At 41.2% G+C, this 12,059-nt stretch carries 10 protein-coding genes; 2 read left to right on the top strand and 8 right to left on the bottom strand.

Going from position 1 to position 12,059, the window contains the following annotated elements; translation table 11 throughout:
- Window positions 1–3: 3 nt before the first annotated feature.
- Entirely contained in the window at window positions 4–1,368 is a 1,365-nt protein-coding gene (locus tag QYT14_RS15400) for a sodium-dependent transporter (RefSeq protein WP_237038661.1), read from the bottom strand.
- A gap of 95 nt (window positions 1,369–1,463) precedes the next feature.
- Between QYT14_RS15400 and QYT14_RS15395 the strand changes: the two genes are divergently transcribed.
- A complete protein-coding gene (locus QYT14_RS15395; RefSeq protein ID WP_237038662.1) occupies window positions 1,464–1,850 on the top strand; it encodes a VanZ family protein in 387 nt (128 codons plus the stop codon).
- Between the two features lie 80 nt (window positions 1,851–1,930).
- Here the strand turns inward: QYT14_RS15395 and QYT14_RS15390 are convergent, their stop codons facing one another.
- The 6 genes from QYT14_RS15390 to QYT14_RS15365 form a co-directional block, all read right to left on the bottom strand.
- Window positions 1,931–2,434, bottom strand: coding sequence for an RNA polymerase sigma factor (locus tag QYT14_RS15390; RefSeq protein ID WP_237038663.1), 504 nt, complete (start codon window positions 2,432–2,434; stop codon window positions 1,931–1,933).
- A 168-nt stretch (window positions 2,435–2,602) separates the two neighbouring features.
- Entirely contained in the window at window positions 2,603–5,098 is a 2,496-nt protein-coding gene (locus tag QYT14_RS15385) for a TonB-dependent receptor (protein ID WP_288325128.1), read from the bottom strand.
- A gap of 75 nt (window positions 5,099–5,173) precedes the next feature.
- On the bottom strand, window positions 5,174–5,653 hold the full coding sequence (locus tag QYT14_RS15380; RefSeq protein WP_237038665.1) for a CYTH domain-containing protein: 480 nt from the start codon (window positions 5,651–5,653) through the stop codon (window positions 5,174–5,176).
- Window positions 5,654–5,728: 75 nt separating this feature from the next.
- Entirely contained in the window at window positions 5,729–5,860 is a 132-nt protein-coding gene (locus QYT14_RS15375) for a hypothetical protein (RefSeq protein WP_262914275.1), read from the bottom strand.
- An 88-nt stretch (window positions 5,861–5,948) separates the two neighbouring features.
- Entirely contained in the window at window positions 5,949–7,067 is a 1,119-nt protein-coding gene (gene prfB / locus QYT14_RS15370; RefSeq protein WP_237038666.1) for a peptide chain release factor 2, read from the bottom strand.
- A gap of 132 nt (window positions 7,068–7,199) precedes the next feature.
- Window positions 7,200–9,005, bottom strand: a complete 1,806-nt coding sequence (locus QYT14_RS15365; RefSeq protein WP_237038667.1) for a long-chain fatty acid--CoA ligase — start codon at window positions 9,003–9,005, stop codon at window positions 7,200–7,202.
- Between the two features lie 207 nt (window positions 9,006–9,212).
- Here QYT14_RS15365 and QYT14_RS15360 point away from each other — a divergent pair, with 207 nt between their 5' ends.
- Window positions 9,213–10,280, top strand: coding sequence for a M20 family metallo-hydrolase (locus QYT14_RS15360; RefSeq protein ID WP_288325126.1), 1,068 nt, complete (start codon window positions 9,213–9,215; stop codon window positions 10,278–10,280).
- A 180-nt stretch (window positions 10,281–10,460) separates the two neighbouring features.
- Here QYT14_RS15360 and QYT14_RS15355 read toward each other — a convergent pair whose 3' ends face one another.
- Entirely contained in the window at window positions 10,461–11,618 is a 1,158-nt protein-coding gene (locus QYT14_RS15355; protein ID WP_288325125.1) for a hypothetical protein, read from the bottom strand.
- Window positions 11,619–12,059 lie beyond the last annotated feature (441 nt).

Genomic DNA, 12,059 nt, shown 5'->3' with positions numbered 1-12,059 from the left:
GCACTAAATCAGGCCCAATTCATTGATGAAAATCAATGCAATGCCAATGGGTGCAATGAATCTCAGAATAAATATATAGACATTAAAGAAACCGGCTTTCAGAGTACCTTCATTGGTCAATTCGTTATAAGAAACTGACCGTTTCAAATACCAACCGACAAATATGCATACCAACATTCCACCCAACGGAAGCATAATTTTTGCAGTGACAAAGTCCAGCAAATCAAAGAAACCTTTGTCAAACAGCGTATACTTCTGCATCACACCCAACGACAGGGATGAAAGCACTCCTATCAGTATACATCCGAAAGTAACCATTTTAGCCGCACGCCCGCGAGTCAGAGCGAACTCCTCATGTAAAAAGGCTGTAACCACCTCATGCAAAGAAATAGTGGACGTCAGGGCTGCCAAAGCCAGCAACACATAGAACAATACAGAAAAGACGTACGCCAAGATAGGTATTCCGGCAAATGCCTGCTGGAAGACGTTAGGCAGAGTAATAAATATCAAAGAAGGTCCGGCATCGGGCTGAATGCCAACCGAAAATGCCGCAGGGAAAATAATGACACCTGCCAATACTGCAACAAATGTATCGATAACTCCTACGCTCAGTGCGGTGTTTCCTAACTTTGTCTCTTTTCCAAAATAAGAGGCATAAGTGGAAAGGCATCCCATTCCCAAACTCAAGGAGAAAAAAGCTTGCCCCATGGCTCCCAAAAACACATCACCGGTCACTTTACTAAAATCCGGTTTAAACAAGAACTCTAATCCCTTTTCCGCATTTGGTAAAGACAACGAACACACTGCAAGCACTATAATGAGAATAAAAAGTACCGGCATCAGAATCTTAGAGGACTTCTCAATGCCATCTTTCACCCCTTTTACAATAACAAAATGGGTAAGCAGGAGAAATACCACCAGCCAAATCAACGGACGAACCGGATTCTGAGAGAAGGACTCAAAAGCCAGAATAAAATCATCCGGCCTTTTATTGGCAAATTCATTCGCTCCTGCTTCCAAAATATATTCTAATGTCCATCCCGCCACAACAGAATAATATCCCAAGATTAGAAATCCCGCCAATACTCCTAAATAACCTAACCATTTCCAATGAGTATCCGGCGCTAAAACAGAATATGCTTTACCTGTACTCGCCTTTGAATGACGCCCTACTGTAAACTCGGCCATCATAATCGGCATACCCAATACAAGGACACATGCCAAATATATTAAAATGAACGCTGCACCACCGTGGTTACCCGTCTCATAAGGAAAACGCCATATATTGCCCAAGCCCACTGCCGAACCGGCAGCTGCCAGTATCGCTCCTATCTTACTCCCGAAATTTGCTCTTTCGCTTTTTTGCATAAAAAACTATCAATTTATTATAATTCGAAACCTATTGGGGTGCAAAAGTATAAAATTAATCGTACTTTTGCGACGAATAACTAATATTTTAAAGTATGCTATATTATTTTAGAAGATATCCGTTATCCTTGGTGATTATGGCAGTTATCTTTTACTTATCCTTTTTCACTCCACCAAAGACTGATTTGGAGGAGATTCCCAACATTGACAAATTAGTTCATGTCTGTATGTACGGAGGGCTTTGCTGCATTTTGTGGTTCGAATATTTAAGAACCCACAAAATGATAAACTGGACTCATATGATATGGGGAGGCATCATTGCACCGATAGCCATGAGTGGATGCATAGAACTGATGCAAGCTTACCTCACGACCAACAGAAGCGGAGACTGGCTTGATTTTCTAGCTAATAGCACAGGAGTACTGTTAGCCGTCTTGTTTGGATATTATGTGATTCGCCCGTTTTTGTGGCGCAAATTCTAAAAAGAAACGCCGGCGATTCTTCACGAACAGCCGGCGCAATGATAAAAGTCAAAGTTATATAATAAAGATAGAGAGTCAACTTAACGGAAATCCTTCAATTCATTCTGCAATCTTTGGCGTGTGAAGAAAATGCGACTCTTTACGGTTCCCAACGGTAACCCAAGTTTCTCTGCAATTTCTCTATATTTAAAGCCTGATACATACATAGCGAAAGGTATACGATAGTCCTTTGGCAAAGCATTGACTATACGGTGGATTTCCTTCAAATCATAAGCACCTTCGGTAGAATCGAATCCACTTTCTTGCGAAAGGTTCAAGTGGAACAGATTATCTGTCTGGTCGACAAATGTCTGATCGCGCACGGTCTTACGATAATTATTAATAAATATATTGCGCATGATGGTATACATCCATCCTTTAAAGTTTGTATCGGGAGTAAATTTCTCCTCATTATCTAATGCCTTCAATGATGTTTCCTGCAACAGGTCATTTGCTTCTTCTCTGTCAGCTGTCAGTTTAAATGCAAAACGGAATAATTCCGATTGAACATTCAATAAATGCTGTGTAAAGTCGACTGTCTTCATAACGTTTTATTTTTAAGTTGTTATTTTCTGTTTTTAATTTCTGCTGCAATATTAACGACTTCTTGTAAAAGGGATGACAGAAAAACTAACAACAAAAGGGGCAAAAACTGCCAAGTAACAGTTTTTACCCCCTAATATAACAGTTAACAGGTGGTTGGAGATTAACTTTTATGCACCTCCTTGACCGCCGCCAGTCGTACCGGATCCGCTTCCACCACCCTTTAAGTCATCATTATTAATACTACGAGCCGCCTTTTTCACCTGAGCTTTCAATTCACCAAATCTCCAACTGATATTGATTCCGTAATAACGGTTAGGAGATTTACTCTTGCTCCATGAAGTAAAAGTAGAAGTCGTAGTAGAATTATCATACGTATTATATTTGCTAAAGATATTAGACGCATTCATAGAAACCGTCAGGCGTTTCTCTTTCAAGAAAGAACGACTCAGACTAAATCCATAATAGGTAAAAGAGGAGCCCTTGCCTTGCAATGAAATATAGGGAGTACCTCCACCACCATACACGCTAAAACGAATATCCCACGGCAATGTCTGTTGTGCATTACCAAAGAAGTTACCTTGATAACCGTGATTACGGGCTGTGAATTCTTCATTATCGCTCTTATAATCGGAGTAAGAACCACTGGCATTGATAGAAATTCTTGTCTTCGAACCCGGATTCCAGTTCATCCACAACGAAAGGCGTGTGCGGTTGGTATGACCGATATTGCCATAAGTATTATTCTGTACGCCGTTCTCCATAAATGAATAGCGCTCAATACCATTATTTACAAACGAATAATTCAAACTTAAGTTCATATTAAACTTCTGCGAGAAAGAACTGTAAGTCATTCCCACAGAATGAGATTTCTCACTGTCCAAATCAGGATTACCATAGCTGACGCTTGTCGGGTTACTTGTATCTCTAAACGGATTCAAATACCAGATACTCGGACGGCTGATTCGCATATTATAATTGGCACGAATGGTTTTGGTAGGTGCAAGCTGATAAGTAAAGCTTGCCGAAGGAACCAAATCATTGAAATTACTGTCGAAATTCCTGTCAGGCATATACTTATATTCTACATCCATAATAGTATGTTCGAAACGTACGCCTGCCTTACCGCCAAACTTACCCAATTTCAACTGATAATCGGCATATGCAGCCAAGATATCCTGATCTTGATTAAACTTACTGGTCAAATCATTATCCGGCTGATAGATATTGTTGTCATCAGCTTTGAAATACTTACTGTCACTCTGATTTCTACGCAAAATGTACTTAACACCGGCATCTATCTGATGCTGCTTGGTAATCGGATTGGTATAGTCAAGCTGGAAAGTGTGTTCATCGGTACGGGCATCATTGTCATAATGCTGGTCTCTCAAATAGTCCATGCTGTAAGGATAGTCCTTCACGTCTTCATATTCCGTATAAGCTTCGCTATTATCGGGAGAACCGTTATAACGGTATGAGAAAGTCAGATATTCTCCTTTTTTCTTAAAAGAACGCTGATAGTCGAAATTGAGGCCCAGGCTAGCCCATTCCGACTCATTGCGGCTCAACGTATTATAACTGTAGGCATGTTCCCTTTGGGCGTTCAGCATATTTGTACTTCCTCTACCATTGTTTTTAAACTTACCTCCAAACATATTCATAGAGAAAGTGATAAGATTCAGAGTATCAATCTCATAACTACCTTCCATACTGCCATATTGGAAATTTCCTTTGTGCTTGGAAGAACTTTCCGAACTCAAATACTTATAGTCATCCGAAGTGAAGTCTTCACGACCACTCTCGCTATAAGAACGCGGACTGGTATTATGATTATAAGCATAATTTCCGGTAACGGTGAATTTACCTATCTGAACCGTTCCATATCCGCTGGCATTATAACCGCGATTGCTGACACCACCATTCAGCGTAACCGTATAACCTTCCATTCCGCCACCGGTAGTAATGATATTCAAGATACCACCGACACCTTCCGCATCATATTTTGCGCCCGGGTCAGTAATTACTTCAATAGACTTGACAGAGTTAGCCGGCAAACTCTTCAATACTTCAGTGGGATTATTACTCATCATACTATTCGGCTTACCGTTTACATGCACTTTAAAGTTGCTGCTTCCGTTCACCTGAATTTTATCTTCTCCGTCTACAGTTACCAGAGGTACTTTGCGGAGCATTTCGAGGGTAGAATTCGTTTTTGAATCCGGGTCATCTTCAATGCTATAAGTAACCTTATCGATTTCGGCTTTCACAAGTGGTTTCTGAGCGACCACTTCCACCCCTTTCAGCATTTCGGTTGCTTCCGCCATCTGAACCTGACCTAAGTCGGCTACTTTTTTTGTATCAGACACTGTGAATTCTTTCTGTACCGTCCGCTTGCCGACAGAAGAAAAACTAATCAGGTAAGTACCCGGAGAAACGAGACGTTCACTAAACTTTCCATTCGTGTCTGTCACAGCCAATTTTACCGGTTTGGCCGGATTGCTCTTCAATGAAATACGAATGGTTGAATAAGGTTCTCCTTCATTTGATAAAGAATCTACTAAAACTCCTTTTACTGAGAACTGCCCTTGAGGACTTTTTTGAGCGTTTGCATTAAATGTCACACTGACCAAGAGCATGATAAAGATGCATAGAATATTGTCTTTCATATATTAAAAAAGTGTTTGTTTGGTGCAAATATAGGCAAACTATAATATGTAGTTACTTTTATTGCGTTAAATAAACTATAATATTTTCCATCTACAAAATGGGTCTTTCATAAGAAATGAGTTATAATAACGGACATCACCAGTCACTTCTTTCCCGATGAAATGAGGCTTTTCATACGATTCGTTCTCATACTCCAATTCTACTTCTGCAACAACAAGCCCCTCATTATCACCATAAAATTCATCTACCTCAAATGTATGCTTTCCGCTTTTTACCAGATAACGAGTCTTGTCTATCACTCCCGGTTCACACAGTTTCATTAATTCCTCCGCTTCTTGCAGGGATATTTCTTTCTCCCATTCATATCGGCTGGTACCAGAGGCATTAGAAGCCCCCTTTATAGTAAGATACCCCTTATCGCCCCGGATACGAACACGCACCGTACGTCCGCGGGCACTACAAATGTATCCTTGCATAATGCGGCTTTGAGAGTACGCTTCCTGCTTATAACTATCATCAATAACTAAAAATTTTCGTTCTATTTCCTGTGCCATCTTATTTTCAGATTAACATAATAAAAAAGTCCTGCACGGATTTTTCCGGCAGGACTTCACTTATTTCTTGCGGCCTTATCCATAAACAGCATAGCCCACCATAGTAATCAGAGCCAATACTATCAAACCAATAAATATGCCTTTTACTACTTTATTTGCTTTCTCCTCTTCACGCTTGCTATGATTAGCTTTCTTATTCTTTCCCATAAGTATTTTATTTTAAGGTTAAACTTTCTCTTTTGAAGTCTTCAAAAGTACAAAGTTTCCGGGAGAAAACAAATAATTTACTTACTTTTTACACATTCTCCGATCCCGAGAACTCCATGAGGTACGCTTTAATAAAGTCGTCAATTTTTCCATCCATCACACCATTTACATCCGATGTCTGATAATTGGTACGGTGGTCTTTCACACGACGGTCATCAAACACATAGCTTCTAATCTGTGACCCCCACTCTATCTTCTTCTTTCCGGCTTCTACCTTGGCCTGCTCTTCCATGCGATGCTGCAGCTCCTTATCATAAAGAATAGAGCGCAACTGACGCATTGCATTCTCCTTATTCTTCGGCTGGTCACGAGTCTCGGTATTTTCAATCAAGATTTCTTCTTCTTCGCCCGTATAAGGATCTTTATACTGATAACGCAAACGTACACCGGATTCTACCTTATTTACGTTCTGTCCGCCGGCTCCACCACTTCGGAAGGTATCCCAACTCATACGTGCCGGTTCAATATTTACCTCAATACTGTCATCCACCAACGGAGTCACAAATACAGAAGCGAAAGACGTCATACGTTTACCCTGAGCATTATAAGGAGAAACACGCACCAAACGATGCACACCATTCTCACCCTTTAGATAACCATAAGCAAAACTACCTTCAATGTTCATAGTCACAGCCTTGATACCGGCCTCATCCCCTTCCTGAAGATTGGCAATACTTAATTTATAACCATTTGTCTCGGCCCAACGCATATACATACGCATCAACATGGATGCCCAGTCCTGACTTTCGGTGCCTCCGGCTCCCGAATTGATTTTCAAGACACAATCCATCTGATCGGCTTCCTGACGAAGCATATTTTTCAACTCCAAAGATTCTACAGCAGTGATTGCTTTAGAATAAGCGGCATCCACTTCTTCCTCGGTCACCAAGTCATCTTTAAAGAAATCAAAAGACAATTCCAATTCGTCCGACAAAGTCTTTACCTCACGGTATCCGTCAATCCATTTCTGAATCTCTTTTACTTTCTTCATTTGTGCCTCAGCTTTCTTGGCATCATCCCAAAATCCGGGCGCTTGTGTACGCAGCTGTTCTTCTTCCACCTGAACCAGTTTATTCTCAATGTCCAAGTATCTTTCGAGGGCAGCGGTACGTTCTTTTACGTCTTTCAGTTGCTCTATTGTTATCATTTTGAGGATTTTTTCTTTTAAGTTGCAAAGATATAACAATTTAGGCACCGATTACACGGATTTCACTGTTTTTAATGAAAGAACAATGCATTCCGTACAATCCGTGCCTAAAATACAGGTGAATCAAATTCTTTATTCTTCGTACATCTTCTCTATTTCGGCAGCATAATTCTTATTCAACACATTACGCTTAATCTTCAACGTATTAGTCAGTTCGCCGCGTTCCATACTAAAAGGATGAGGCAACAAGGTGAAACGTTTAATTTGTTCATAATGTGCAAATTGCTGTTGAAGCGTATCAATCCGTTCCTTAAACAAATCGATAATCTGTCGATTCTGCAGCAGTTCTTCCATAGAAGCATACTTGATGCCTTTCTTTTCGGCATAATCCTTCACCAGTTTATATTCCGGGATGATTAAAGCCGAAACAAACTTGCGTTCATCTGCTATAATAGAAATCTGATCGATATAACGGTCTACCACCAACTTAGCTTCGATGGCTTGAGGAGCGATATATTTTCCGTTTGAGGTCTTAAACAAATCCTTGATACGTTCGGTCAGGAACAAATGTCCGTCTTTAATATAACCGGCATCACCGGTATGGAACCATCCGTCTTCGGTAAAGGCAGCTTTTGTTGCCGCTTCTTTCTTATAATACCCATGCGTAATGCCGACACCACGGAGCAATATCTCATTATTTTCGCCGATTTTCACTTCCACATGCGGCATAATACGTCCTACGGAACCTACCACATGATCAAAGTCATTTTCACAAGACACGGTTGCAGTTGACTCGGTCAATCCATATCCCGCCACCATATTAATACCTACCGACAATATAAATTCCTGAACAGCAGGTGGAATGGCTGCCCCAGCAGTCGGAAAGAAACGACCATTCTCAATACCGATAGTTTTCTTCAACAAGCTATAAATGGTCTTCTCATAAAATTTATATTTCATATGAAGCAAAGCCGGAGGTGTAAGTCCCTTACATACATATTCTATATTATGCTCACGGCCCACTTTCAATGCATCCAGCATTAGTTTCTTCTTCAGCCCAGTTGTCTCATTGATTTTCTCCTGAACCCCAGAATACACTTTCTCCCAAAAACGAGGAACACTGCACATGGCCGTCGGGCGAATCTCCTTGATGGTCTTCTGAATATCCACCGGACGCAAATTGACAGCCAACTGGCATCCCATTGAAATACACCAATAACTCCAGGCACGCTCAAACACATGAGTAAAAGGTAAGAAATTCATCACCACTTCTTGATCACTCAATTGCGGGAAACGTTCATTGTGTGCTTTGATAGCTCCTTCATAACAAGAATGATGCAACATCACTCCCTTACTGTCGCCAGTCGTTCCACTGGTATAAAGGATATTGGCAATATCCCCATTGCCCGATTCGGCAATACGTTTGTCCACTTCCGCCTGATGCTGATGAGCTTTGCCCAACTTCAGGAATTCGTCAAAGTAAATCGAGGAAGTGTCACGTTCGTCGCGTTTCACATCCTTATCAAAAATAATAATCTGCTTCAACTGTGTGCCAAGCGACATCACCCGAAAAGCCACATCATACTGTAACTGTTCGCCTACAAAAAGATAATGTATATCCGCATCACCCAGCATATAAAGCACTTGGGCTTCCGAACTTGTGGCATAAAAAGGAATAGTTACTGCACGAACGCCAAAGGCACCAAAATCCACATAAAGACATTCGGGCTTATTTTGAGAAAAGACACCAATATTTTCTTGTACCCCCACACCTAACTCAAGAAGTGCGTTGGAAGTCGTTGTCACCGTTTCGGCAAACTGCTTCCATGAAACTGGAATCCAAGTTTCAGTGTCATAATCACGATATTTCAGGGCTACACGGTCGCCATATTTCTCAGCCTGACGTTGAATCAGGACAGATAATTGGGAATTGCTCATTATAAATTATTTTAAATACGCGGCAAAGTTATCGTTTAATTTGGAATTATCCATCATAAATAGGTATTAATTTTACCAACCAGTCAAAGAGTTACAAGAATCCCATCTTTAAAATTAGTTGCATACATAACTTAATTATCGTCACTTCCAAGCATACTTTACCGAGCAAAAATCGTATCTTTGCCCCACAATAATTATAAAATCTATATGATTGACGTAGCATATTACACTTCAGAGGCAACCACATTGCTGAATTCACTGATAGGTATCCCCTCTCTAAGCAGGGAAGAGGAAGCTGCCGCCGATTTTCTTCAAAACTATATCGAAGAGACCGGTATCATGACAGGCCGTTCGGGAAACAACATTTGGTGCATCAGCCCCATGTTTGACTTGAACAAACCTACCATTTTGCTCAATTCACACATCGATACGGTAAAACCGGTGAACGGCTGGCGCAAACATCCTTTCACTCCAAAAGCAGAAAACGGAAAGATTTACGGGCTGGGTAGCAACGATGCAGGTGCCAGTGTAGTATCTTTGTTTCAAGTCTACCGCCATTTGTCTACTACCGAACAGGCTTACAACCTTATCTTTCTGGCTTCATGCGAGGAAGAAGTGTCGGGTAAGAACGGCATCGAAAGTGTGTTGTCCCAACTTCCACCCATCACACTGGGCATTGTAGGAGAACCGACAGAGATGCAACCCGCCATAGCCGAGAAAGGCTTGATGGTGCTCGATGTAACGGCTCATGGAAAAGCAGGACACGCGGCACGCAATGAGGGTGACAATGCTATATATAAGGTATTGGAAGACATCCAATGGTTCCGCGACTATCGTTTCCCGAAAGAATCCTCTTTATTGGGACCGGTAAAGATGAGCGTTACCCAGATTAACGCCGGAACCCAACATAATGTTATTCCCGATATCTGCACATTTGTGGTAGATATCCGCAGCAATGAGTGTTATTCCAATGAGGAATTATTCCACGAAATCAGCACTCACATCAAGAGTGAAGCCAAAGCGCGTTCGTTCCGTCTGAATTCATCTCACATTGATGCAGGACACCCGTTTGTCAGACGCGCTGTTCAGTTGGGACGTGTTCCTTTCGGTTCTCCCACTTTGTCTGATCAGGCTTTGATGAAATTCCCATCGGTAAAAATGGGACCAGGCAAGTCGTCACGTTCTCACACGGCCGATGAATATATCATGGTATCTGAAATAGAAGAAGCTATCGGGCTGTATATCGAGTTGTTGGACGGACTGGTGATACAATAGCACAAGAATGCCTTCGTGCACATTTCAAAAAAAACCGAAAGCCTCAACAGTCTTCTCCTTTTGTCATTCTGTTCAATGTGAAGAATCCGGATGCACGCATCTTTATGCCAACAGACTCTTCGCTACAGAATGACAGAAAAAACGTTGGACACACCTCCTCCGAGGATTCCATGCTGCCAGTTAAAACAAAGAAGGAAGAAATACTATCATCCACACAACCAGCATTATAAACAGAATTATAGGGATGAAATACTCCTTACACCAGCTTTTTAGATTCTTTATCAAATGCTTCATTCCCGGTACAAAATAGCCGGCTTCCACTTTAGCAACATATTTCTGATGCTTGTCCCACATTTTATAGTATCTCCCTTGCCAATCAACCAAAGCACTTTCTGCATCGGTCAACTTCATTTGCATATCGTTTACCCGCACCTTCTCCTGCTCCAACTGTACCTCCAGCAAGAACTTTTCTTTCGTCAGTTCTTCCATCCATAGCCGTTCTTCGTGCTTTTGCTTCTGCTTCAACCACAGCTCCACTTCCCGTTGCTGTTGCTGTTCCTGTCCCTGCTGCTGAATTTCCTTTATCTGTTCCGCTTTCTGTTCTTTCTCTTTCTCGCAGTCACACAATCTGAACCGCAACATTTTAGCCATATCCCTCTCTTTTGACAATTCATACTGAAGTTTCTTATTTTGCTTCGTCAACCTCATCACTTCAGTACCCTCCTGCTCCTTTTCGTTCAATTCAGAATCATGTATCACTCGTCTCCGTATTTTTCCTCTTCTCAACCCGAGATACACTTCCCTCATATTCCGATTTAGTTGTTCCAGTCTTGTCACATTGGTCCGCTGTTCTTCTATAAAGTTAAAGCTCTTCTTACTAACACGCTCAACGGTATTCTTGTATATTCTCAATGTCGTTCGAATGGAATGAGAATATTTTGATGCAACCAAATCCAGCCGTTCACCCATACTGAGCAGCAAAAAGATATCGCGTTCTTCCTCATTTCTGATAAACAGGGAAAAAGCCTGCACAAATGCCCGATAAAAACGGCACAAGACTCTGTGTTGTACTTCAAAAGCAGCATGGGTCTCACTGCAAGCCCTTAATTCGGCCTCCAACATTCTGTCAGTATCACTCAACTCCTTAATGATTTCCTTTTTATTTTCTATCTGTTTATGCATATCCAAATAGGAAATAAATGAGTCCTCGTCTATCAGCCTAATCTTTCTCCCGATTTTAGACGAAGCGACAGCTTTCCGCACAATCAAATTACAAATACAATTTTGATCTATTTGATATTTTTCGGATATATCTTTTATAGGTACCCAGTGAGTCATAGTATTACATATCATTTTTATAAATTCTGCACAGTTCATCTTAACAACTAGAAGCAGATAGACAAAGCTATACATTTTTTATCAGAAAACAATCTTTTAGCAAGAAAATTTGTTTAACATTTTAATATTAAGGATACTCGATAGGAATATGAATTGTTTATCGGAGGCGAAAAGCTTATGCTCCACAGACAGTCACAAAAGGGGAGTGTGTCAAAACTAAACCAGCCTATCCAATCGTCAGCTGTAGGGGCAGGGTTTGCCTGCCCGAAGACACAAAGTAAACTGTTTTCGGGCGAGCGAACCTCGCCCCTACGAACGAAACGACAGCATTATCCACGTTTTGACACACCCCCCTTTTGGAAAGAGGATGAGAGCCAACACTTTCATCTGTCAGAATAGTTGATATAATCACCTCTCAACAACGAAGCTAAAAGCCCCTAT

It is taken from the genome of uncultured Phocaeicola sp., from assembly GCF_948499155.1.
GTDB lineage: Bacteria > Bacteroidota > Bacteroidia > Bacteroidales > Bacteroidaceae > Phocaeicola > Phocaeicola faecalis.
The sequence above is the reverse complement of the archived record's forward strand: the minus strand, read 5'-3'. Positions and strand labels throughout refer to the sequence as shown.